General features: G+C 43.6%; 23 protein-coding genes. 8 read left to right on the top strand and 15 right to left on the bottom strand.

All coding sequences use genetic code 11. From position 1 onward, the window contains the following. Window position 1: 1 nt before the first annotated feature. Together rfbA and rfbB are read right to left on the bottom strand one after the other, a co-directional pair. Entirely contained in the window at window positions 2-871 is an 870-nt protein-coding gene (rfbA, locus tag L4C32_RS03950; protein ID WP_428195557.1) for a glucose-1-phosphate thymidylyltransferase RfbA, read from the bottom strand. 1 nt (window position 872) lies between these two features. Then, window positions 873-1,937 carry a dTDP-glucose 4,6-dehydratase gene (rfbB, locus tag L4C32_RS03945; protein WP_428195556.1) on the bottom strand — a complete coding sequence of 355 codons (1,065 nt, stop codon included), beginning with the start codon at window positions 1,935-1,937 and terminating at the stop codon, window positions 873-875. A gap of 168 nt (window positions 1,938-2,105) precedes the next feature. Here rfbB and L4C32_RS03940 point away from each other — a divergent pair, with 168 nt between their 5' ends. Then, window positions 2,106-3,374, top strand: a complete 1,269-nt coding sequence (locus tag L4C32_RS03940) for an O-antigen ligase family protein (protein WP_428195555.1) — start codon at window positions 2,106-2,108, stop codon at window positions 3,372-3,374. Between the two features lie 34 nt (window positions 3,375-3,408). On the opposite strand, the gene L4C32_RS03935 is transcribed toward L4C32_RS03940, so the two are convergent. Further along, window positions 3,409-5,244, bottom strand: coding sequence for a DUF3413 domain-containing protein (locus tag L4C32_RS03935; RefSeq protein ID WP_428195554.1), 1,836 nt, complete (start codon window positions 5,242-5,244; stop codon window positions 3,409-3,411). Window positions 5,245-5,402: 158 nt separating this feature from the next. Here L4C32_RS03935 and L4C32_RS03930 point away from each other — a divergent pair, with 158 nt between their 5' ends. Both L4C32_RS03930 and L4C32_RS03925 read left to right on the top strand, forming a co-directional pair. Next, entirely contained in the window at window positions 5,403-6,458 is a 1,056-nt protein-coding gene (locus tag L4C32_RS03930) for a glycosyltransferase family 9 protein (RefSeq protein WP_428195553.1), read from the top strand. Between the two features lie 2 nt (window positions 6,459-6,460). After that, a complete protein-coding gene (locus L4C32_RS03925; RefSeq protein WP_428195552.1) occupies window positions 6,461-7,255 on the top strand; it encodes a glycosyltransferase family 2 protein in 795 nt (264 codons plus the stop codon). Here L4C32_RS03925 and L4C32_RS03920 read toward each other — a convergent pair. Further along, window positions 7,224-8,258, bottom strand: a complete 1,035-nt coding sequence (locus L4C32_RS03920) for a glycosyltransferase family 9 protein (RefSeq protein ID WP_428195551.1) — start codon at window positions 8,256-8,258, stop codon at window positions 7,224-7,226. The genes L4C32_RS03925 and L4C32_RS03920 overlap by 32 nt on opposite strands. A gap of 117 nt (window positions 8,259-8,375) precedes the next feature. Between L4C32_RS03920 and coaD the strand changes: the two genes are divergently transcribed. After that, window positions 8,376-8,873, top strand: a complete 498-nt coding sequence (gene coaD / locus L4C32_RS03915) for a pantetheine-phosphate adenylyltransferase (RefSeq protein ID WP_428195583.1) — start codon at window positions 8,376-8,378, stop codon at window positions 8,871-8,873. Here the strand turns inward: coaD and L4C32_RS03910 are convergent. From L4C32_RS03910 to radC, 6 genes are all read right to left on the bottom strand, one after another. Further along, on the bottom strand, window positions 8,863-10,839 hold the full coding sequence (locus tag L4C32_RS03910; RefSeq protein WP_428195550.1) for an LTA synthase family protein: 1,977 nt from the start codon (window positions 10,837-10,839) through the stop codon (window positions 8,863-8,865). The two genes, coaD and L4C32_RS03910, sit on opposite strands and share 11 nt — an antisense overlap. Before the next feature lie 71 nt (window positions 10,840-10,910). Next, entirely contained in the window at window positions 10,911-11,726 is an 816-nt protein-coding gene (mutM, locus tag L4C32_RS03905; protein WP_428195549.1) for a bifunctional DNA-formamidopyrimidine glycosylase/DNA-(apurinic or apyrimidinic site) lyase, read from the bottom strand. A 25-nt stretch (window positions 11,727-11,751) separates the two neighbouring features. Next, the gene (locus L4C32_RS03900; RefSeq protein ID WP_428195548.1) at window positions 11,752-12,240 is read right to left on the bottom strand and encodes a hypothetical protein; all 489 of its coding nucleotides are present in this window, start codon (window positions 12,238-12,240) and stop codon (window positions 11,752-11,754) included. Between the two features lie 132 nt (window positions 12,241-12,372). Then, the gene (gene rpmG / locus L4C32_RS03895) at window positions 12,373-12,540 is read right to left on the bottom strand and encodes a 50S ribosomal protein L33 (RefSeq protein WP_237467707.1); all 168 of its coding nucleotides are present in this window, start codon (window positions 12,538-12,540) and stop codon (window positions 12,373-12,375) included. A gap of 13 nt (window positions 12,541-12,553) precedes the next feature. After that, entirely contained in the window at window positions 12,554-12,790 is a 237-nt protein-coding gene (gene rpmB / locus L4C32_RS03890; RefSeq protein WP_428195547.1) for a 50S ribosomal protein L28, read from the bottom strand. Window positions 12,791-12,959: 169 nt separating this feature from the next. Beyond that, on the bottom strand, window positions 12,960-13,652 hold the full coding sequence (gene radC, locus L4C32_RS03885) for a RadC family protein (RefSeq protein WP_428195546.1): 693 nt from the start codon (window positions 13,650-13,652) through the stop codon (window positions 12,960-12,962). Between the two features lie 222 nt (window positions 13,653-13,874). On the opposite strand from radC, the gene coaBC reads away from it, so the two are divergent. From coaBC to lpxL, 3 genes are all read left to right on the top strand, one after another. Then, a complete protein-coding gene (gene coaBC, locus L4C32_RS03880; RefSeq protein ID WP_428195545.1) occupies window positions 13,875-15,083 on the top strand; it encodes a bifunctional phosphopantothenoylcysteine decarboxylase/phosphopantothenate--cysteine ligase CoaBC in 1,209 nt (402 codons plus the stop codon). 148 nt (window positions 15,084-15,231) lie between these two features. Next, window positions 15,232-15,825: a nucleoid occlusion factor SlmA gene (gene slmA / locus L4C32_RS03875; RefSeq protein ID WP_428195544.1), complete on the top strand. Its 594-nt coding sequence runs from the start codon at window positions 15,232-15,234 to the stop codon at window positions 15,823-15,825. 29 nt (window positions 15,826-15,854) lie between these two features. Continuing rightward, on the top strand, window positions 15,855-16,793 hold the full coding sequence (lpxL, locus tag L4C32_RS03870) for an LpxL/LpxP family Kdo(2)-lipid IV(A) lauroyl/palmitoleoyl acyltransferase (protein WP_428195543.1): 939 nt from the start codon (window positions 15,855-15,857) through the stop codon (window positions 16,791-16,793). A gap of 56 nt (window positions 16,794-16,849) precedes the next feature. Here lpxL and pyrE read toward each other — a convergent pair whose 3' ends face one another. Further along, on the bottom strand, window positions 16,850-17,491 hold the full coding sequence (gene pyrE, locus L4C32_RS03865) for an orotate phosphoribosyltransferase (RefSeq protein ID WP_428195542.1): 642 nt from the start codon (window positions 17,489-17,491) through the stop codon (window positions 16,850-16,852). Between the two features lie 80 nt (window positions 17,492-17,571). Then, a complete protein-coding gene (gene rph, locus L4C32_RS03860) occupies window positions 17,572-18,288 on the bottom strand; it encodes a ribonuclease PH (RefSeq protein WP_428195582.1) in 717 nt (238 codons plus the stop codon). 131 nt (window positions 18,289-18,419) lie between these two features. Between rph and L4C32_RS03855 the strand changes: the two genes are divergently transcribed. Next, window positions 18,420-19,283 carry a YicC/YloC family endoribonuclease gene (locus L4C32_RS03855; protein WP_428195541.1) on the top strand — a complete coding sequence of 288 codons (864 nt, stop codon included), beginning with the start codon at window positions 18,420-18,422 and terminating at the stop codon, window positions 19,281-19,283. Window positions 19,284-19,381: 98 nt separating this feature from the next. Here L4C32_RS03855 and L4C32_RS03850 read toward each other — a convergent pair whose 3' ends face one another. The 3 genes from L4C32_RS03850 to L4C32_RS03840 all read right to left on the bottom strand — a co-directional run bounded on the left by L4C32_RS03850 (window position 19,382) and on the right by L4C32_RS03840 (window position 22,422). Beyond that, the gene (locus tag L4C32_RS03850) at window positions 19,382-20,029 is read right to left on the bottom strand and encodes a DUF4276 family protein (RefSeq protein ID WP_428195540.1); all 648 of its coding nucleotides are present in this window, start codon (window positions 20,027-20,029) and stop codon (window positions 19,382-19,384) included. Next, window positions 20,026-21,117, bottom strand: a complete 1,092-nt coding sequence (locus L4C32_RS03845; RefSeq protein WP_428195539.1) for an AAA family ATPase — start codon at window positions 21,115-21,117, stop codon at window positions 20,026-20,028. The genes L4C32_RS03850 and L4C32_RS03845 overlap by 4 nt, the downstream gene beginning before the upstream one ends. Before the next feature lie 300 nt (window positions 21,118-21,417). Then, window positions 21,418-22,422, bottom strand: a complete 1,005-nt coding sequence (locus L4C32_RS03840; RefSeq protein ID WP_428195538.1) for a YecA family protein — start codon at window positions 22,420-22,422, stop codon at window positions 21,418-21,420. Between the last annotated feature and the right edge of the window lie 189 nt (window positions 22,423-22,611).

The raw sequence follows: 22,611 nt of genomic DNA, 5'->3' as shown, positions 1-22,611 counted from the left end.
TCTATTTCTTCTCTACGAGATCAAAAAGATAACGGCCATACTCATTTTTTAGCATTGGCTCTGCTTTTTGCTTCAACTCACTGTCACTTAACCAGCCAAAACGCCAAGCAATCTCTTCTAAGCAAGCCACTTTTAGCCCCTGCACATTCTCTATGGTCTGCACAAAAGAGGAGGCCTCATGCAAGCTCTCATGAGTGCCCGTATCTAACCAAGCAAAACCACGACCTAATAACTCTACATTCAGAGAGCCATCCTCTAAGTACATTTGATTAATGCTGGTTATTTCTAGCTCCCCTCTCTCAGAAGGTTTCACTTTTTTGGCAAACTCTACCACTCGACTGTCATAGAAGTAGAGTCCAGTAACCGCATAGTTGGATTTCGGCGTTAACGGTTTCTCTTCGATAGAGAGTGCTTTCATATTGTCATCAAACTCGACCACACCAAAGCGTTCCGGGTCTTTGACTTGATAACCGAAAACCGTCGCCCCGGTTTCACGAGTTGCTGCATTGACTAAGGTTTTGGAGAAAGATTGGCCGTAAAAGATATTATCCCCCAACACCAAACAGCAACTCTGGTTATTGATAAACTCTTCACCAATAATAAACGCTTGTGCTAAGCCATCCGGGCTCTCTTGAATCGCATATTGCAAGCTAATGCCAAAGTCACTGCCGTCACCTAGCAGACGTTTGAAATTCTCACTGTCTTCTGGTGTTGTGATAATCAATATGTCACGGATACCTGCCAACATCAGCACAGAGAGCGGATAGTAGATCATCGGTTTATCGTAGACAGGTAACAGCTGTTTAGAGACACCGCGAGTGAGCGGATAGAGGCGCGTACCAGATCCACCAGCAAGAATAATACCTTTCATACTACTCTCCCTCTCCTAATCGTTCTCGACTGTAAGAACCATCAAGTACTCTGCTCCACCACTGCTTGTTATTTAGATACCACTCTACGGTATGTCTAATACCAGACTCAAAGGTCTCTTTTGGTGTCCAACCTAACTCCCGTTCAATTTTGGAAGCGTCAATCGCGTATCGAACATCGTGACCAGGACGATCAGTCACATAGGTAATCAACTCTTGATAATGTTCTATACCAACCGGTTTATTGGGTACTAACTCCTCTAACAGTTCACAGATAACCTTAACCACCTCAATATTGGCTTTTTCGTTATGGCCACCAATATTATAGGTTTCGCCAACCGTACCCTCGGTGACCACTTTATACAGTGCTCTGGCGTGATCTTCGACATAGAGCCAGTCGCGAATCTGCATGCCGTCACCATATACCGGCAGCGATTTACCCTCTAAGGCATTGAGAATCATCAAGGGGATTAGCTTTTCAGGAAAGTGGTATGGCCCATAGTTATTTGAGCAGTTAGTGACTAAGACTGGAAGCCCGTAGGTACGTTGCCACGCGCGCACCAAATGATCGGATGATGCTTTGGATGCCGAATAGGGGCTACTTGGATCATAAGAAGTTTGTTCAGTAAACAGATCGGTAGTGCCTTCAAGATCGCCGTACACTTCATCGGTGGATATATGATGAAAACGAAAAGCTTCCTTTTTAGTTGGTTCTAAGCTGTTCCAGTAAGCGCGAGTCGCTTCAAGCAAGGTATACGTGCCGACAATATTGGTTTCAATAAATGCTGCCGGCCCATCAATAGAGCGATCCACATGGCTTTCCGCTGCCAAATGCATCACAACATCTGGCTGATGCTCAGAAAATACGCGTTGTAGCTCTTGGCTATCACAAATATCTACTTGCTCAAATGCATAGCGCTCATGATTGCAGACATCGCTTAATGAATCCAGATTGCCTGCATAGGTCAATTTATCGACATTAACCACACTATTTGCCGTACTGTTTATCACATGTCTCACTACGGCAGAACCAATAAAGCCCGCACCGCCTGTAACTAAAATTTTCATTTCACATCATCCAAATGTTTCATCTCTCAATGATTATAAACTTTTTCACGTTCAGGAAGAATGTTTAAGCGCGATTTGTTACTATTCATTTTTGTTTTGGTTGTAATAAATAGTTCACTCTTAACGAATAAAGCACTTACTTACTTACTTACTTACTTAAGAATATCCATGATTCACTCGATTAAACAGATTCGCTTAGAGCAGTGTGAACGTTTCATTTTTGCTTTTTTCTCCGCCTCTTTATACACATCAAAAGCTGGATTATACCTTTCGGCCAGTTTAACGCTGTTACTCTTGATTGTTAAAACGGCTAGCTCTGTTGGTTTTAGGCGTTGGTTGCACGACCACGCTATTGCTAAATGCTCTGTGGCTCTGTTTGTGATTGGTATGGTGACCTCTTTACTTTCTCCTGGTGGAGCTGAGAGTGCTCTGCTCTTTTTTAGAAAAGCCTCTTTTTTACTGCTGCTCCCAGTGATCATCTATCATTTTAGAAAAGAAGAAAACAGAAGGATTGCAATTAAGTGGCTGCTGCTCGGAGTAACCATCAGTGTTCTGTTTAGTTTTTATAAACTGTTTCAGCTTAACGTTTGGAAAGGCCAGAGAGTGGACAGCTTTTGGGATATTGGACGCTGGGGTGAACTGTTAACCTACCTGGTTATATTACTGCTCTGTCTGCTCTCACAAGTACAGCTAGCGAAAAAACACAGAATCGCTTTAGGGTTACTGTTACTGCTCTCTTGCCTCTCAATAATCTTTAATGGTTCGAGGGCGCCTATTGTGGCACTGATCCTTGTGGTCCCCCTGTATTGCTTGCTGTTTAACCGTAAACTGCTTGTCTATACCATCGGAGTCATGTTGGCTCTAGTGGTAACAGCGAGTATCTTCGCACCAAAATCAGTTGATGTTGTTATTCAAAGAGTTGAGAGTATCGGAAACCTTCATACTCATGATTCTAATAATGCGAGAATTGGCATGTGGCGTCATGCACTTCTGTTTCAGCAACACTTAACCAAAGAACAACCGTCATTCCTACTTACGGGCTTGGGACTAAATAATATTCAAGATGAATTTAAAGCCTATTTAACCTCGCACGATATGGCGAAAAAATTGATGAAAAAGACTAACAATCAATTTTCATTTAAAGATCACCATAATGCCACGTTAACTCTTATCAGCTCTAATGGCTTGGTTTATACATTCTTATTTTTGCTACTTATACTGAAAATTTTCTTCGAACTATACAGATCACAACGAACACCACTCTCCAACTATGGGCTGTTCTTGATTGCGGCTTTTTTGATCATGAGTATGTTCTATACCAACTTCATTGAACTTCAGACCATTGTGGTGTTCTTCTTGCTCAGCATCTGTTTGGGGGAGTGTGATTCAAATAGGGATGAGGATGAAAAAGGTTTGGAAGAACGAAGCCTCAGTTAACTAAACACTAACCAAGGCTTCGATTTTAATACAGTTACTTACTAAAACGACTGATCTCTTCCAGTGCTTGTTGCAAGTGGTGGAAGTTAATCTCTTTGTCTTTCAGTGGTCGGTTGGTTTTATCAAGCAGCTGATACTGCCCCGTTGCACCTATCTCTAGAATCGACGCCTCTTCAACAATGGCGTATCCGCTGTAGTTGGAGGACATAATCCATTCACGCTCAACACGCTTACCAAGCAGATCTGCACCTACTGAGTAATCACCGGTATCACTGGTGACCCCTAAGAAGTTTTTCATCAGTGTTGGCACCACATCTTGATGGCTGGTCAGATCATTAGCTTGCCACTTCATGCTGTCGCTGTTGATTTTAGGGCCAAAGATAGCAAAAGGGACCTTAACTTGAGCATCTGTAAAATTACTGTTGTGTCCCCAGAAGTTAAGTTTATTGTCGTTCATCTCTTGGCCGTGATCGCCGGTAATGATCACTAAGGTATTGTCAAGATCGCCGCTCTCTTTCAGTTTATCCAATACCTGCTTTGCTACACTATCAACAAAGTGCACACTAGTTTTATAGCGATTAAAGAATGGCGTTGGATCGCTGTCGTTATTCAATTTCAAGTAATCCACTTTATCTAACATCGGCTCATAGCGATGCGCGTAATCTTTCGGGAAGTCATACCCGTGCGGCGCATCATAAAATAGGAATGAGAACGCCGGCTTGCTCTGATCTCGATTGCTGTACCACGCCAACCAATCTTCGGTCAGGTTCTTATCGAGATCAGATGGTCGCTTGCCTTGAGAGCCAATTCTCAAATCAGGCACTTTACGGAAAACGGTTTGGCTAAACTCGGGCTTTCTAAGCTGCGCCGCGGTAAAAATGCCCAAGTCGTAGTTGAGATCCTGCAAGCGGTCCATTAGTACTGGGGTCTGTTTATTGGCTAAGAATCCATGCCAATAGGTGCCTGAAATACCATAAAACAGGCCGAATATCCCGGTACGCGTGGCGTTGCCAGAAGCGATATGACGGTCAAACACCATGCCCGATTGCGCGTACTGCCACATGTTTGGGGTGTTTTCTGCGTTAAAGGTATCTGCACGCCATGAATCGACCACTAGCAGCATAATGTTCATCGGTTTCTCAACCGCGGTGGTTTGCAGCGGGTTCAATGGATAGTTAAGATCACTTTTGCTGTTCAACTTCATCGATTTTTGGCGCTCAATCGCCGCTTCATCAATCCAACCATACTTTCGCATCATGCTGTTTGATGTTGCCGGATAGAACAGTGGTAGATAGCGCTTAACCATCGTCACTGGTTGATAAGCATTTGCAGCGGCCCAGATATGAATACCATGGGTTGCCAACAAAGCAAAAAAGGTCACTAAGGCAAACTTTCGACCTAAGCGGTGCTGAGTGATACCAGCGGGTTTTTCTAACCAACGAATCAGGGAAAATTGTGCCAATACCAGCAGCAATACGCCGCCAATTACCGTCAACCAAGTGACCAGAGGAAAACTCACCACTTGTCCAGACATGACCAATTCAAGCACTACCGCATTAATATGGAAGCGATACTGAGCAAATACTAAGGTATCAATAAACAGCGCGCCAACACCTATCGAGGCAATAAGCGCCTGCAACACATTTCTTGGTAACTTACCAAAAAAGAGGGCGGGCAGTGAAATCAATCCAATAACCAATGCCAGCAGAACCATTTGACTGAAGGTACCGACAACAATAAAGGTCGCTCCCATAAAGTCAGAGGGAAACTCTGGCAAGAAAGCAAAGTATCGTGTGGCTATCATCAATGCGAGCAATGCATTAACTAAAATAAACCAACCGTGGGCGTGAAAGCGTTGTTTTATAGGCACTCTACAATTACTCCAAAAAATGTTGTTCCGAGGCTAGATGTTGTCTGTATAAATCACAGTTCGACATTGTAGCAACTCTATAAAGTTTCGTTCAGCTTTTCTTTTTCATGTTCAAGCGGCATAATTCTAACTTACTCAATTTTGGACTCCGCTCTCACATGGCTCTTTTCTCTTCTGCTCCAAAATCCATCTGTATTTTAAGACTTTCAGCAATTGGCGACGTCTGCCATGCCGTTTCTGCTGTGCAAGCGATTCAATCTCACTGGCCGAGCACTAAGATCACTTGGATTGTCGGAAAGATTGAAGCGCAACTGATTCATGATCTGCCCAATATAAACGTGGTTGTGTTTGATAAAAAAACAGGCTTCGCTGGCATGAAACACGTTTGGAAGCAGCTTGGTGATCAGAAATTCGATGCTCTGCTGCATATGCAGTTAGCGCTTCGAGCCAGCATTCTCACCTTAGGCATCAAAGCCAAGTACAAAGTCGGATTTAATCGTAAAAGAGCCAAAGAGGGGCAGTGGTTATTCACCAATAAAAAGATCACCGATACCGCTTCTGCCCACGTTCTGGATAGCTTCTTCTCTTTTGCTCAGTTTATTGGCGTTCCAAAGTCAGTTCCTTTCTGGAATATCCCTCTTTCTGCTGACGATAATGATTTTGCAATCAATGCGTTTCCTACCAAGGGTAAAACAGTGGTTATCTCACCAGCCGCTAGTAAAGATGAGCGAAACTGGTCAATGGAAGGCTATGCACAAATTGCCGATTACGCATTAGAGCAAGGTTGTAACGTGGTGTTATGTGGATCCCCTGCGCCAAGAGAGATTGAACTTGGTAAGCGTATTACACAGAAAATGAGTGGCGAGGTGATTAACTTAATTGGCAAGACCTCCCTTAAGCAATTAACTGCTGTGCTAAAACGCGCCGATGTAGTGATTGCCCCTGATTCAGGTCCTGCGCATATTGCCACCACGCAAGGCACTCCGGTGATTGGGTTATATGCCCACAGTAACCCAAAACGTACTGGTCCCTATAACGATCTCGACAGAGTGGTCAGTGTGTATGAACATCATGCCCAAAAACAACATAACAAACCGATTGACCAACTGGCTTGGAGTACCCGTGTAAAAGGGGAAGATCTCATGTCAGACATTACGGTTGAGAGGGTAAAAAACAGCCTATCACCTATTATTCACTCGCAGCATTCGGAGTAACTATGCCAACCAACAGCACATCCACAGCCACTCTCGCGGTTGCATTAATCGTCAAGAATGAAGAGAAACACTTAAAGGCGTGTTTAGATACCGTGAAAGATTGGGTGGATGAGATCGTGATCTTAGACTCGGGAAGCAGCGATGCAACAAAAGCGATCGCTTCAGAGTACACCGAGAAATTTTTTGTGAATGAAGATTGGCAAGGATTTGGCACGCAGCGTCGATTGGCTCAGCAGCATATAGAATCGGATTTCGTATTGTGGTTAGATGCCGATGAACGCGTCACGCCAGAGCTGAAATTGAGCATTCAACAAGCCGTGACCGACAATAAACCCAATACCCTGTATAAGATATCTCGTTTAAGTTGGGTATTTGGTCGCTATATTCGTCACTGTGGTTGGTACCCTGATCGCGTGGTGCGTTTATACCCGGCCACGCTAACTCAATATGATGATTCGTTGGTGCATGAAAAAGTTGAAATTTCAGACACGATGAACGTTGAGAACCTCTCTGGGGATGCGATTCACTACACCTATAACGATCTGAACCACTACCTGGTGAAGTCTGCCGGTTACGCCGAAGCTTGGGCCAAACAGAGAGAAGCTCGCGGTAAAAAAAGCAGTATTGGCCAAGGTATCACTCACGCTATTGCTTGTTTCGTGAAGATGTACATCATCAAGGCGGGATTTTTAGATGGTAAGCAGGGATTTTTACTCTCCCTGCTCTCGGCGCATTCTACGTTTGTAAAATACGCGGACTTATGGATTAAGACAAGTACTGCTCCGCCCAAGGATTAACCTCAGTGAGAGTCTTATTGATATCGATAAGGCTCATATCCGCTTCGCTTTTTTCATCTCCGCTTTTTGGTGGACAGAAGGCTAAATGACGCCCTTCTGAGTTCAGCGGCAGCCAACGTAACGGCGTTGATGAGCGTTTATTGGGGAAGAAGCCTATAGTGGGAACATCAACTGTCGCTGCAATGTGCAATGGACCAGTGGAGCCGGCGATAAAGAGATCAGCACAGGCGATCGAACAGGTAAAGTCCACCAAACCGTCATTTTTATCATACACCGCAACCTCAACACCTTGCTGCTGTAACTGAATTTTTAACTCTTTGGCTTTTTTCTCTTCGCCCGGTCCAGCGGTTAATACCACCTCCACATCCGCCTTTAAACCCATAATCAGCTGTGCGTACTGCTCTAGTGAGAGATTATTCGATGACCCGCCAGTACCAACATGCACATAGACCCATGGTTTGTCGGCTGAGAGGCTTAATTGCTCGACCAACTTCTGTTTCTGTTCGGCGATTAATGCACTATCAAAGGTAAAAAACGGCGCGCTAGGCTCAACAATATCAACCTTGTGCTCTGTCAAAAAGGTTCGGACTAAATCCAAGTTATATTGATACTCAGGTTTGGCCGATTGAGAGCGTTTTTGCTTAATTCGGCGATTATAAAACAGTTGAGCAAGCTTAGTTGCAGGGGCTAAGCGATAGGGAATTCGAGCTTTCCACACTAACAGAGCATTATAGGTGGTTGAAAACAGATTGATGGCGGCGTCAAAGCTCCCCTGCTTAATCTCATCAACCAGAGCCTTCTGCTGCTGTTTGTCAGCATTTTTGGTTGAATCTATGATCACACTGTCAATCCAAGGGCACAACTCTGCAAGATCCTTGGTATATTTAGGCACCAAAGCTGTCACATGACAATCGGGCATCGACGCTTTTAGCATCGCAAAACTCGGCCATGCCAGCATAAAGTCGCCAATTTTGTCGTTTCTAATCACCAGAATTTTTTTCATGTCACTTCTCTAATCGTGTTTTCATCATTCATACCCATTATCTCGTTTTTTACTGGTTTTTCTAACCCGTTTTTGCCATTTTTGATACTATCTTTTCAATGACATCAAAAAAACAGTATTGAGAGTAGCATGACAACACGAGTAATCTACCCTGGAACCTTTGATCCTATCACCTATGGCCACATCAATTTAATCGAACGTTCTTCAAAAATGTTTGAGCAGATTATCGTCGCAGTGGCCGCAAGCCCAAGCAAAAAAACCATGTTTATGCTTAATGAGCGGGTGGAGATGGCAAAACAGGTTCTGGCACATCTTGATAATGTCACGGTTGTTGGCTTCTCAGGCCTACTGGTGGACTTTGCAAAACAGCAGCAGGCGAATCTACTGATCCGTGGGTTACGGACAACGATGGATTTCGAATATGAGTTTGGTCTAACTAACTTATATCGCCGCTTAATGCCAGATTTAGAGAGTGTTTTTCTTACCCCTTCTGAAGAGTTCGCCTTTCTCTCATCAACCATTGTTCGTGAAGTGGCGCTGCACGGTGGAGACGTATCACAATTCGTTCCTCCTTTTATTGCCCAGCAGCTCGCCACTAAAAAAATTAGCGAGTAACTTGATCGTTAATATAGAGCGTCGCCAATCGTTGATAGTCGTTCCCCACATTGGGTTGGTTGTTTTCGCTCTCTGTTAACTCTGTGGTTAACATCGTCTTATCACTCCAGCGATAGAGCTTCTCGGGCTGTTTATTTTTAAACACCCCTTGCTCTGTCAGAGTGAGCTCAGGGTTAAAGCCAAAAGAGAACGTATCACTCTCAGCTAACATGTTTCTTCCCCCAAGGGATGAGTAATTCGCCTCAGATAAGCTAAACGCATACAGGGTGGGGAAGATATCTTTGTGTGAGCCGACTCGTTTAGGGTCATAGTGTAACTCAACCCTCTCTTTGATCGGCTGCGGTAGATAGAGGTAAAAAGGAACGGCATGCTTTAACGCCAAATCATCCGGCTCTTTAAGTGTAAAACCACGGATTCTATGATCACCCGTTGCAGCGATAACAGTTTGTTTTCCTAAATCAGAATTTTTTATCGATGCGATAAAGTTACCAAGAGAATCAGCCGCATATTGATAAGTTGACAGCAACGCCTCCGCTTCCTCTTCACCATCCCCCATCCTGGTTAGCAGCTGTTCACTCGCTTTAATCGGTTTTACAGAGTAACTGTTTGGCGCTTTATAGGGGGTGTGATTGGTGACCGTCAATAGGTAGATAAACAGTGGCTGCTGCGCCTCATCTAATAGTTTATTGGCTAACTTAAACACGTACTCATCGGGCAGGCCCCAAGCCGCTGCATATTGTGCCGACTCAGGAAAGGCATCCTTAATACTGTTTTCATCTAGCACTAAGTCAAACCCTTGCATAGGCAGATAGTTGGCCACATTACGCCACATGCCATTGCCTGCCGTAATAAAGATGGTTTTATAACCAGCCTGTTTGTATGGCAGCATGGCTCGGCCTTCAATCACCTGTTTTTGTGCTGATGAGTGCCCGATGGTCGGCACATTGCTTTTGGCTACCATGTTTACAATGGTATCTATGGTGGCTGAAGTTTCTGCTAAAAATCGAGTAAAAAGATAATCATCGTCAAATGCCGAGCGTAAGCTTCCCAAAACATCATTACGAGGATAGTCATCTTCGATCAGCACATTAGCCCCCATACCTTCCATCAAGGCCATCACAACATGGGGCTTATTCTCTGCTAAATAGCTATTTTTTTCGGTGGTAAACTGAGTATTGGGTTTACCGAGTACTTTTTGCATCTGCGCTTTTAAGGCAGAGGCATCCACAACATCAAATTTTCCCTGATTTTTGTAGTCGGTTTTCGCCCACTCAAGGGCTAATAACGCATTGGGGGTTATTTTATTGATAATATCCACTTCTGAAACATGGGCGTGATACCGTTTCAGTGGAAAGGTTCCCAACGATCCTCGGGCAAAAAAAGCAATACCAAGTACACTAATAATCACTAAGCCAGTCATAACCCCTTTATGACGTTTGACGTCATCAACTTCAATACGATTGACATTCACCCTTTTCATCACGGCCACATAAACCGCTGTGACCAAGATGGAAGCTAGAAACGAGCGAATAATGGGGTAATCAGCCCAGGCATTTTTCATCACCGCTTCGGTATCATCATCAAAGAATCCATACACAAACAGATCAAAATGGTTACCGTAAGTTTTAAAGTAGTAGTAGTTACCAATCGAGAAGGCGGTGACTAAAAAGCAGATCACTAAGCCATACCAAGGAAATATGGCACGCAGTTTCGAATAGAGTGAAGAGAAAGAGGCGGTAAACAGTCCAAGCAGAAATAGCGGTGCAAAGGCAATAGCGGCCACTTTAATATCGAAACGAAAACCGGTAAAAAAGGCACGTTGTAGATCACTGCTTTTTTCGGTAAAAAGATCCAAATGTCCCACATTCAAGAAGAAGATCACTCGAGCACAAAACAGAATCAAGGTAATGGTGAGGATTTGAACCCAAATAGTGTGATTCAAGTGACGGGTATTTTTCAAAAACATGGATATTGATGCCTATAATTTACAAACTGCAGCTCATAGCATGCCACATCAGCATCGAACGCTATTGATCTCTAGATTAACTTTTGGCATTGCTCACAGTAAAAGCTGTTTCTTTGGCCAATCTTCATCTCTACAATGGCTGTTTGACACTGTAAGCAAGGCTCTCCCGTTCGTCCATACACATAGAGTTCTTGCGCAAAATAGCCGGGCTTTCCATCTGCTTGTGTAAAATCTTTTAAGGTAGTACCACCTTGTTCAATGGCCGCGGTTAATGTCTTTTTAATCTGCTTTAATAAGGTATCCAGTTTATGTTCTGATAAGTCACCAATTGGCTGCAAGGGATGAATTCCCGAAAGAAAAAGCGCTTCGCTGGCATAAATATTCCCCACGCCTACCACCACCGCATTGTTCATCACAAACTGCTTGGCTACTGTTTTTTTATTCTTCGCTTTTTCTACCAAATAATCGAGGTGAAAGTCGTCACTTAATGGCTCTGGGCCTAACTTTGACAGTACTTTATGTACAGCGCCTATATCGGCCCATAACCATGAACCAAATCGCCTCGGATCGTTATATCGCAGCACCACGCCACTGGCCACCTCAAGATCCACGTGATCATGTTTACCCGCCGTTTCTCGCTGATGTAATATTCTCAAGCTACCAGACATGCCTAAATGAATAATGGCAGTGCCCTTCTCTGTCTCAATCAATAGATATTTGGCTCTACGGGAGATTTTGGTAATCACGCAGCCTACGAGACGTTGCAACTCTTGAGGCACCAACCAGCGCAGTTGTGGCTGCCTAACCGTAATATCACTGATGGTCTCACCGACGAGGTATGGCGAGATACCCAAACGGCTCACTTCAACTTCTGGTAACTCAGGCATAATATCTCCTTATCTTCATGCAGTATTACGGTGTAGGCCAATTAAAAAATAGATAGTCACTCTCCACCGTTACCGCTATCGGATCCGCGAGACCATTTTTAAATAACCAGAAGGTTGGCAGCTGATAAACAGTAATGCGTTGCGGCTCTTCATGATCCTCGATCCAAACCTCAACCGTTGACGGCAGAGGCAGAGGTAGCTTCTTTCTCATCTCATCGGTAACAATACTGCCTTGAAGTTCACTCCAGTGTTGCACCACTTCTGCTATTTTTTGCTGTTCAAGGCTGTTGTCATCACTTGAAAACCAATGCCCCTCTTTTTGCGTGATTGAGAGCTGAGGGAAGTTGATGCGATAAATTGTACTGTTTAGTGGTAGCAGATAGGCTGTTGATTGGGAGCTTGTTTCAGGAGGCGTCAGATGTTTACTAATGATATTAGGCAACTGCAACACCGCAATAAACGCAATGACAAACAGCATCAATAGATTATTCCAACCACGACGCGAGAGTTTCATAAATTCCTTTACTGTATGAGAAGAGTTATCCATTCAAGATATCACATGTTTGGCTCTCACCTCTTTTTTCAAAACAAAAAAAACCCAGCAACAAAGCTGGGTTTCGATACAAAATAAACTTAACTCAAATAATTATTTGATTTTAGCTTCTTTGTACATAACGTGCTGACGAACAACAGGATCATATTTTTTGATCTCCATTTTTCCTGGCATGTTACGTTTGTTCTTATCAGTAGTGTAGAAGTGACCAGTACCAGCTGATGATACTAATTTAATCTTCTCACGAATGCCTTTAGCCATTCTCTAAATCCTCTTAAACGTTCTCGCCACGGGTACGGATGTCAACAAGAACGGCTTCAATGCCTTTCTTATCAATAATACGCATACCTTTAGCGGTTAGACGAAGTTTAACGAAGCGTTTTTCGCTTTCTACCCAGAAACGATGAGTTTGTAGGTTCGGCAGAAAACGACGCTTGGTGGCATTTTTAGCGTGTGAACGGTTGTTACCCGTTACAGGACGCTTACCAGTTACTTGGCATACTCGGGACATTTCTGTCTTCTCCAAATCGTTTCAGCATGATATCACCTTGGTGGCACTAAACCACAATGGAATCCCATTTCAAGGCTATCAAAGGTCGCGCATTATACTAACTAGAACGAAATTGCTCAAGCCCGATCCGACTATTTTCGCGCTTTTTTGATCTTTTTTTATTCAAACGTCAGATCCAGCCTCTTTCAGCGAAAGAAACTACCTCTCCGTCTCCGATGACAAAGTGGTCTAACACTCGGATATCCACAAGGGATAAAGCATCCGTAATTCTTCGTGTAATACGCCTATCAGCTTGACTGGGCTCAGCCAAACCTGAGGGGTGATTATGCGCTAATATGAGGGCCGCTGCATTATTTTCTAACGATTTTTTTACCACCTCTCGTGGATAGACCGATGCAGCCCCTATCGTACCCTCAAAAAGTACTTCGTGAGTGATCATCTGATTCTGGTTATTTAGATATAAGACTAAGAACACCTCTCTATCCCGATCCCTTAATAGAGAGGTTAATAGGCGCTTGGTATCATCCGGACAACTTAGTGCGTCCCCTCTACTCACCGTTTCAGCTAAGTAGCGCTGCGTCATCTCAAGTACCGCTTGCAGCTGGGCATATTTCGCTTCACCCAATCCTTTGTAAGAGCAAAATTGAGATTGTGACGCCGCAAATAGCCCGCGCAGAGAGCCAAACGTGGTGAGTACACTTTCAGCCAGTTCGATGGCATTCATCCCCTTGACACCAACTCGAAAGAAGATGGCCAGAAGCTCGGCATCACTCAACGCTTGCGGCCCCCGAGCGATCAGTTTTTCTCTAGGCCTTGACTCTATCGGTAGCGATTTAATCTGAGTAACTCTCTCTTTTTCCATCGTGACTCTACGTTAATGGATTTATCGTTACACTAGCGGTAATCGTTATGAGTGAGGAATGTTTAGCATCACAGTTCGAGTCACTTATTATCTTGGTGAGCATCGCTGTCATTTTTTTGTTCTATTTTCGAGTCAGTTAACATATAAAGCCCCACATGAATTACTCATTATTTCGGGTTATTCTGTGATATCTTCTACTCTCTTCGACTAGGGAACCGGATTATGCAAATGTTAATGGGAAAGAAAATCCTTTTAGGTATCAGCGGTGGTATTGCTGCCTATAAATGTGCTGAACTCACTAGAAGGCTGGTAGAGAGAGGCGCTCAAGTTCGCGTTGTGATGACCCAGGCCGCCCAAGAGTTCATCACCCCATTAACCATGCAAGCGGTCTCTGGCCACCCAATCTCTGAAAGCCTGTTCGACCCTGCTGCTGAAGCATCGATGGGCCACATTGAACTGGCGAAATGGGCCGATCTCATTCTCATCGCCCCGGCAACCGCTGACATCATTGCGCGTATTGCTGCCGGTATGGGTAACGATCTGCTCTCAACGCTTGTGCTAGCCACCGAGTCTCCGGTGGCCATTGCTCCAGCAATGAACCAACAGATGTATAAAAACCAAGCCACTCAAGAGAACCTTGCCACTTTAGCTCGCCGCGAATTTACCATTTGGGGCCCAGCATCAGGAGAGCAAGCGTGTGGTGATATTGGCGCAGGAAGAATGCTCGAACCGATGGAGTTAGTGCACCACTGTGAAGCTTTTCTGCAACCAAAAACTTTAGCAGGAATCTCTATTTTGATCACCGCAGGCCCAACAAGAGAAGCTATCGACCCAGTTCGCTACATCAGCAATCACAGCTCAGGAAAAATGGGGTTCTCAATCGCTGATGCCGCCGTAAAGCTCGGTGCGACGGTTACGCTGGTCAGCGGTCCCGTTGATCTCAATACCCCAAACAACCTTTCTAGAGTGGATATAGAGAGTGCAGATCAGATGCATCAAGAGGTGATGAACCTTGCACCATCACACAACATTTTTATTGCCTGTGCCGCCGTGGCAGATTTCAAACCAAGCACCATCGCCAATCAAAAACTCAAAAAGACGGCAGACAGCGATAGCATGCAGATCGACATGATTAAAAATCCAGACATTGTTGCCTCAGTCGCAGCTCTTGAGTCACAGAGACCCTTCACCGTTGGTTTTGCTGCAGAGACTCAAGATGTTGAACAATATGCTAAAGGCAAACTTGAACGTAAAAACTTGGATCTTATCTGCGCCAATGATGTCTCTAAGTCTGGGCAAGGTTTTAACGCCGATACCAATGCATTACACCTTTACTGGAAAGGGGGTGAAAAAGCATTACCTTTAACCTCTAAAGCGCAATTGGGTCAACAACTGCTCAGTGAAATCATTGCTCTATATAGCGCCCAATAGAATACTCAAATCCGGTACTATTTTTTGCATTACCTTAGAATAGTACCGTGTTATATATCAATTACTCACTCAACCTCTTACATCTCGTTGTGTAACTCGTTAAAATAGCCGCTGTTTAACTGCTGTTGTTGTTTAAGGGAGACAATCAATGTCCGGCTCTAGAAAACCAAACCGAAGAGAAGAGATCTTACAAGCATTAGCTCAAATGCTAGAATCTAATGAAGGTGCTTCTCGTATCACCACGGCTAAGTTAGCCAAAAAAGTGGGGGTTTCTGAAGCGGCACTCTATCGGCACTTCCCAAGCAAAGCGCGTATGTTTGAAGGTTTGATTGAGTTCATTGAAGAGTCACTGCTCTCTCGTATTAACCGTATTCTTGATGATGAAAAAGACACACTGAAAAGAATGCAGTTAGTATTACAGCTATTGTTAGCCTTTGCTGAGCGTAACCCGGGGTTAACTCGAATTATGACTGGCCACGCTCTGATGTTTGAGAATGAGCGATTAAGAGAGCGAATCAACCAACTGTTTGAGCGCATTGAGACACAATTTCGCCAAATTTTACGCGAGAGAAAGATCCGAGAGGGTAAAACGTTTCCCATTGATGAGCGCATTCTTGCAGCACAACTGTTAGGGCAGATTGAAGGCAGTTTTTCGCGCTTCGTCCGTTCCGATTTTAAATATCAACCAACCGAAAACTTTGATGAGTACTGGTCACTATTAAGTGCACAGATAGAGGGTTAACCCTAAATGCTTCAAGATAGAGAGCTTACATGAGTAAATTTGAACCGCCCCTGTTTTCACTAAAACTGCTGCATCCTAAATATTGGATTGTGTGGTTTTTCTTTGGATTACTCTTTTTGCTCTCTCTACTCCCTTATAAGTTGCAGTACTTTTTAGGTCGTGCTTTAGGCATTTTTGCCATGAAGTTCGCCAAAAGTAGAGCCAATGTGGCGAGACGGAACTTAGAGCTCGCCTTTCCAGAAATGAGTGCATCTGAACGCGAAACGACCGTCATTGAGAACTTCAAAAATTCTGGTTTAGCCGTTTTTGAAACTGGCATGGCGTGGTTCTGGCCTGACTGGCGCATCAAGAAACACTTCTCATTTGTGAATCCAGAAGCGATGGAGAGATACAAACAGCAAGAGAAAGGAGTGCTTCTTACCTCAGTGCACTCCTTAAACTTAGAACTCACCAGTCGTGCTCTGGGTCTGCTCACTAAAGGAGTGGGAGTATACCGTCCACATAGCAACCCCGCTTATGAGTACCTTCAGTATAGAGGTCGTACTGCAGGTGGCCACTCCACCATAGATCGACTTGATATTAGAGGCATGCTGCGACTACTGAAAAAAGGCGGCGTGCTGTGGTATCTGCCAGATCATGACTACGGCCGTCACCGCTCTGAGTTTGTGCCCTTTTTTGCGGTTCCCGATGCTTGCACCACCGCGGGCACCAGCCTACTTGTCGACTCTAGCCGCTGCGCCATTGTAACCGTGTCTAACGTTAGAAAATCGAATGGTCAGTATGAAATTACCATTGATGAGGATATTCATCATGACTTTCCGCACAAAGATTCCAAAGCTGCAGCCATCTATATGAACAGTCACATGGAGAAACTCATTCTGCGAGGCGTTGATCAATACATGTGGCTACATAAACGCTTCAAAACCATGGAAGATCCAGAGGTCAAAACAGGAATACGTTATAAGTAGACAAACAAAAATGGCCTAACAAGACGTTAGGCCATTTTTATTATGCTATTGAGCGACTAAATACCGTATTGTGCACGATACTGCTTAACCGCTTCTAGATGTTTTTGCTGATCACCCTGCTCTTCAAGGTATGTCACTACATCGCTTAAGCTAACAATTGAGATGACAGAACAAGCAAAATCTCTCTCAACTTCTTGAATCGCCGAGAGCTCTGCTTTGCCCTTCTCTTGACGGTCAATGGCCACCAATACACCTGCAAGGTCCGCACCGCACGCTTTAATGATCTCCATCGACTCTCGAATTGCCGTACCTGCGGTAATCACATCATCTACCAGCATGATACGACCTTCTAAAGGACTACCGACTAAACTGCCACCTTCACCGTGAGTTTTGGCCTCTTTACGATTAAAGCAGTATGGCTTATCGCAATCGTGGTGATCAGCGAGTGCCACAGCAGTAGTGGTGGCAATCGGGATCCCTTTATAAGCTGGGCCAAACAGCACATCAAAATCAATCGCGGAATCATTAAGAGCGGCAGCATAAAAGCGACCAAGACGCGCAAGATCACGCCCGGTATTAAACAGACCCGCATTAAAAAAGTAAGGGCTAATGCGGCCTGATTTCAAAGTAAACTCACCAAACTTTAAAACGCCTTTCTCTAATGCAAATTCAATAAATTCACGTTGGTATGCTTTCATCTCTCTTCCTTTCATTGTTCGGTAATCAATAACTCAATTTTTTGCTTAAAAAAAACGGCTCCAATAGGAACCGTTAAAAACTATTCAACCAGTGAGGCTTTTTGTATCTCTATAATATCGTTAATGCCTTTTTGAGCCAGCGCTAACATATCGAGCAGCTCTTGATGACTGAAAGGCGCCTCTTCTGCCGTGCCTTGCACTTCAATCATTTTTCCATCTTCCATCATCACCACATTCATGTCGGTATCAGCTGCTGAATCTTCTAAATATTCAAGATCACAAACCGCTTCACCTTTGTAGATGCCCACAGAAACAGCAGCAACGTGCCCTTTCATTGGGTTTGACGTTAGCTTACCAGAAGCAATCATGTGGTTAATGGCGTCAGCCAACGCAACACTGGCACCAGTGATAGAAGCGGTACGGGTTCCGCCATCCGCTTGGATTACATCACAATCAACCGTAATCATCTGCTCACCCAGCGCTTCAAGATCAACTGCAGCACGAAGGCTACGAGCGATCAGTCGTTGAATCTCCATAGTACGACCGCCTTGCTTGCCACTTGCGGCTTCACGACGATTACGAGTATGCGTTGCACGCGGAAGCATGCCATATTCAGCTGTAACCCAACCTTTGCCTTTACCTTTTAACCAGCGAGGAACATTCTCTTCGACACTTGCTGTACAGATAACTTTGGTATTTCCAAACTCAACCAGTACTGACCCTTCTGCATGCGCAGTAAAGTTACGGGTAATAGTGATTGGACGGACTTGCTCGGCGGTTCTTCCACTTGGACGCATTGGGTTACCTTTCATTAGCTTCTCATTAATTGGCGCAGATTATAGCCTAAATTATCATTCACTGAAATATTACTGACGAACCCCTTTATGCTAGGTATAATTTGCTCAATCCAATTTTAAGGAATTCTACAATGATCTATAGCATGACTGCTTACGCCCGCCGCGAAGTCAAAGGCGACTGGGGCACCGCTGTTTGGGAAATTCGTTCCGTGAATCAGCGTTATTTAGAGACTTACTTTCGCATGCCAGAGCAGTTCCGTGGTTTAGAGCCTGTGCTTCGTGAGCGTTTTCGTAAGCGTCTAGCTCGTGGAAAAGTGGAGTGTAACCTACGTTTTGAGTCAAACACATCAGCGAAATCTGAGCTAAAAATCAATGAAGATCTCGCCAAGCAGGTCATCAATGCCGCTAAGTGGGTAAAAGAGACCTCAGGTGAAGGTAATATTGGTCCTTTTCAAGTACTGCAGTGGCCTGGAGTAATGGAAGCGCCAGAGCAAGACTTTGATACCATCAATAAAGAGCTGCTTGAGAACTTTGAATTGGCCGTAGATGAGTTTATTGCTGCTCGTGCTCGTGAAGGCGAAAACATGCGCGCTCTGATTGAGCAACGTCTTATAGCCATCACAACAGAAGCGGAAAAAGTGCGTGTTCGCATGCCTGAAATCATCCAGTGGCAACGCGATCGTTTAATCAGCAAGTTTGAAGATGCAAAAATCGAACTGGATAGCTCACGCGTCGAACAAGAGTTAATCTTATTGGCTCAAAAATCGGACGTAGCAGAAGAGTTAGACCGCTTAGACTCCCACGTCAAAGAGGGGTATAACATCCTGAAGAAAGGCGGCGCTTGTGGTCGTAAACTGGACTTCATGATGCAAGAGTTTAACCGTGAAGCCAATACGCTCGCATCGAAATCTATCAGTACTGATATCACCGCGTCCGGCGTTGAACTTAAGGTGTTAATTGAGCAGATGCGCGAGCAGATCCAGAATATAGAATAGTGCTTTACGCCACTTCACACTAAACCTAAACATCTAATTTAAAGGGGTTCTTTCTGAACCTCTTTTTCTACTTGGGTAAATGTTATAATAAGTTGCGTTTATTCATTTAACCGGACAATTTTTTCAACCCAATAGTTAAAGTGAGGGCATTGCCTACGCATCTCATCAATGCCTATATCACCAGCAATCAATGGCCCATGAAGCGTTTTTCTGTAATGGGGCACAGCAGAAAGAATACGTTTTGAAGGCGCAGTTTCTCGGCTATTGTTAATATCTTCCGGTGTAGCAAAGGAATCTTTTATGTTTTGAAGGGTATCCACTGGTTCTGGATCATCAATCCAATCCTCAAACTTTTGAGGGTCACAGAAAAGCAATGCTTCAAATTCATGAAGTAAGAAATTTGCTATAAAATTTTCTTCATTAACATCATCAGAAAAAGCTTCTTCAAGCCGCAACACTCGTTCAGAAGCAGGAGCTAGTGTCAGTTCATCATACGCAGGAAAGTTATTTGGTAATCCATAATAATCTATCAATGTGGTCAAGTAAGCTGTTCTGTCATGTTGACAGAGCTTTACTACTTGATATCTAACCTTATCATAATTGACTATTCCCCCTTTATGGCCGGGACTTGTCAGTACCAGTATCGGATTTAAGTAGATTTCTTGTGGAACAAAATAAGGCGCTAGAACATCACGCACAAAAGTTTCTTCTGTTTGCCCTTCAACGAACACATTTATTCGAATCATCGCTGTGGTCTCCCACCTAGAAGATTTTTCTTCCACAACTCCCCTAGATTATACTCTTCAAGCCAGCCACTAAGGTCTTCTTCATTCAAACGTTTAAAAGTTGAAGTACCGCTCTGCTTATCTACCACAATAAGATCTTCCGCATCGAACTCACTTACCAACTCGACAGATTGAGTGGAAATAATTAATTGATGCTCGTTACTGGCACTCTTAATTAAGTCAGCCAATACATTTATAGCATAGGGATGTAATCCAAGCTCTGGTTCATCAATAATGATGGCACTAGGCATAAACACTTCTGGTTGTAGAAGCACTGTTGCCAATAAGATAAACCGGAGAGTACCATCGGATAATGCACTCGCTTTTAATGGCGTATCATGCCCTTGTTCCGTCCATTCTAATTGGATTGTTTCAGAATTTGCGACAATAGGCCTTAGCTTAAAATCACCAAAATACGGAGCAACCATTCGTATAGTTCGTACAATTCGTCTATATTGCTTTTGGTGATGCTTTTCTAAACGATACAAAAATGCCGCTAAGTTTGAGCCGTCTTCTCGCAAATAGTCGTCAATATTGAGGGCATGGATTTGTTTAACTTTGGCACTATCACTCGTATCATGAAAATGATAGACACGCCAATTTTTCATTACAGGCAGCGTATAGTTAGCTATCCCTGATCGATGCTGATCAGCTTGAGACTCAAAATGTCCTGAACAAGCCCCTTTATCACCGCTTTGATTCCACCATAACGCTTCTTTCTGAAACATCAGACGATTATCCATAGTTGCTTCTAATGAGAACTTAAAACCGTTGTTGCCAAAATAGAGTTCTGCATTTAAAAGGTCTGTTTTCTTACGTCCAAAATGTAACAAAGCGTCAGGCCCACCAGAGCGCCCAACCAATGACTGTAAGTTATGGTCAAGCATTGTGGCAATTAGCCGGAAAAAACTTATAAAGTTAGACTTACCAGCACCATTCGCACCAATTAGCACGTTTAAGCAGCCCATTTTCAAATCGCAGTGACCTATTGACTTGTATCCATCAATTTTAAGTTCACTTAAATGTCCGCTGTCTGTTACTGGCTTCATAGCTATCCTCTAGAAAGTGTCCTTTTAGTCATGACAAGGAATATTTCATATGTTGCTGGTTCAATGATGTAACTTTACAATAAAGGAGGGGATATTGCATTAGTTCTCAGCGCCTCTTTAAGTCAACCAATTGATATAGCTGGGTGATTGAAACCACACTGAATAATAGGGGGCTTTTCATGTGATTTATATACGTTAACTTTGATATGTATAATAGTTAGCTAAATTTATACATATCATCATCGTAATATATAGCATAGCTTAATCGATAATATTGATATTCGATCCCGATGATCTTTTTTATGAGTTAATGGTAAATTGAAAGGTTTGCTTTAACAAAGGCTGGCTCTGAACTATTCTGGCCACAGGCTCACCGTTTAAATAACCTCTCGAGTCTAAGGTGATAAATCCCCAAAACTGTAAAAACCGCTCAACAAATCTGGATTCGATTAACACACCTAAGTCTCTTTCAGTTGAGAGATTATCATCCGTAGAGGATGCCAGTAGCAAATCAGGGAAAGCGATCATCACCTCTTCAATCAACTGCTCAGTATTGCCATGGCTTTGCAATCGCCACAGCATAAACAACCAGAAAGTCCTTAGATCAACATCGTGCTCCCATCCATCTAGGTAGCCCCAATTGTACTGAGTGGTTGCCGCTTCGAGCATAGGGATGAAGAACGCTTGAATACCATGTGTTAGGTACTGCTTTTGGGCTGTTTTTTTTATGTGGTAGCGGCCACTACGCCGATAAATGATACCTGCTACCTCTGCCAGCACCCGGCTGTAATGCAATGCATTGAATTTATCTTCGTTACTTCCTGCGTATTCACTGATACTGATGTGTCGTTCGAATTGAGAGACCGCGAACTCTGGCAATAAATCACTGGCCTGTTTAACTATTTTTGTCGGTAAATTACCTTTGCTAGTGGCTTTAAATGAGCCATCGCTCTGCATCGCCTCATCGAATATTAACACTAGGTAACGCATCACGGGACTGGCCTTAAGATCGTCTGGAGTACTTATCGTGACCCATTCCAATTCTTTGAAATGCGCATATAACCAGTTACTCATTTGTGTTGGCGAAAGACCACAAAAATCAGGATGAGGTCGTTCATTGGCAGCCTTCATTTTTTGCTCTGCTACGATATTCAGCTCTTCTAATGACAAGTTAGGGTTCATTGCGACAACTTGCTCAATATCATCCAACATAAATGTTTGCTGCTTAGAGGCACTGCTCATGCAGCAACGTTTGTACTTTTTACCACTGCCACATGGACAGAGTTCATTTCGACCTGGTTTCATACTTTATCTACTCGCCAATTTATCTTAATGCTACTTCATCTTAAACAAACGCCACCTTAAGTAAACATCGTTCAGAAGTGAATAATTCCTATAAAAACTTACACAAGAAAGACACTATAATGTCCATTACAGACTAAAGATTCAGTTTTCAGATACAATGATATCCAACTGAATCCATTGAATATCAAG

It is taken from the genome of Aliivibrio kagoshimensis, from assembly GCF_050337105.1.
GTDB lineage: Bacteria > Pseudomonadota > Gammaproteobacteria > Enterobacterales > Vibrionaceae > Aliivibrio_A > Aliivibrio_A kagoshimensis.
This window is presented reverse-complemented; position numbering and strand designations above follow the sequence as displayed.

What these genes read in the sequence shown, in the direction of transcription:
- rfbA (WP_428195557.1), bottom strand. Translation starts at nt 871, where the DNA reads ATGAAAGGTATTATTCTTGCTGGTGGATCTGGTACGCGCCTCTATCCG.
- rfbB (WP_428195556.1), bottom strand. Translation starts at nt 1,937, where the DNA reads ATGAAAATTTTAGTTACAGGCGGTGCGGGCTTTATTGGTTCTGCCGTA.
- L4C32_RS03940 (WP_428195555.1), top strand. Translation starts at nt 2,106, where the DNA reads ATGATTCACTCGATTAAACAGATTCGCTTAGAGCAGTGTGAACGTTTC.
- L4C32_RS03930 (WP_428195553.1), top strand. Translation starts at nt 5,403, where the DNA reads ATGGCTCTTTTCTCTTCTGCTCCAAAATCCATCTGTATTTTAAGACTT.
- L4C32_RS03925 (WP_428195552.1), top strand. Translation starts at nt 6,461, where the DNA reads ATGCCAACCAACAGCACATCCACAGCCACTCTCGCGGTTGCATTAATC.
- L4C32_RS03920 (WP_428195551.1), bottom strand. Translation starts at nt 8,258, where the DNA reads ATGAAAAAAATTCTGGTGATTAGAAACGACAAAATTGGCGACTTTATG.
- L4C32_RS03910 (WP_428195550.1), bottom strand. Translation starts at nt 10,839, where the DNA reads ATGTTTTTGAAAAATACCCGTCACTTGAATCACACTATTTGGGTTCAA.
- mutM (WP_428195549.1), bottom strand. Translation starts at nt 11,726, where the DNA reads ATGCCTGAGTTACCAGAAGTTGAAGTGAGCCGTTTGGGTATCTCGCCA.
- L4C32_RS03900 (WP_428195548.1), bottom strand. Translation starts at nt 12,240, where the DNA reads ATGAAACTCTCGCGTCGTGGTTGGAATAATCTATTGATGCTGTTTGTC.
- rpmG (WP_237467707.1), bottom strand. Translation starts at nt 12,540, where the DNA reads ATGGCTAAAGGCATTCGTGAGAAGATTAAATTAGTATCATCAGCTGGT.
- rpmB (WP_428195547.1), bottom strand. Translation starts at nt 12,790, where the DNA reads ATGTCCCGAGTATGCCAAGTAACTGGTAAGCGTCCTGTAACGGGTAAC.
- radC (WP_428195546.1), bottom strand. Translation starts at nt 13,652, where the DNA reads ATGGAAAAAGAGAGAGTTACTCAGATTAAATCGCTACCGATAGAGTCA.
- coaBC (WP_428195545.1), top strand. Translation starts at nt 13,875, where the DNA reads ATGCAAATGTTAATGGGAAAGAAAATCCTTTTAGGTATCAGCGGTGGT.
- slmA (WP_428195544.1), top strand. Translation starts at nt 15,232, where the DNA reads ATGTCCGGCTCTAGAAAACCAAACCGAAGAGAAGAGATCTTACAAGCA.
- lpxL (WP_428195543.1), top strand. Translation starts at nt 15,855, where the DNA reads ATGAGTAAATTTGAACCGCCCCTGTTTTCACTAAAACTGCTGCATCCT.
- pyrE (WP_428195542.1), bottom strand. Translation starts at nt 17,491, where the DNA reads ATGAAAGCATACCAACGTGAATTTATTGAATTTGCATTAGAGAAAGGC.
- rph (WP_428195582.1), bottom strand. Translation starts at nt 18,288, where the DNA reads ATGCGTCCAAGTGGAAGAACCGCCGAGCAAGTCCGTCCAATCACTATT.
- L4C32_RS03855 (WP_428195541.1), top strand. Translation starts at nt 18,420, where the DNA reads ATGATCTATAGCATGACTGCTTACGCCCGCCGCGAAGTCAAAGGCGAC.
- L4C32_RS03850 (WP_428195540.1), bottom strand. Translation starts at nt 20,029, where the DNA reads ATGATTCGAATAAATGTGTTCGTTGAAGGGCAAACAGAAGAAACTTTT.
- L4C32_RS03845 (WP_428195539.1), bottom strand. Translation starts at nt 21,117, where the DNA reads ATGAAGCCAGTAACAGACAGCGGACATTTAAGTGAACTTAAAATTGAT.
- L4C32_RS03840 (WP_428195538.1), bottom strand. Translation starts at nt 22,422, where the DNA reads ATGAAACCAGGTCGAAATGAACTCTGTCCATGTGGCAGTGGTAAAAAG.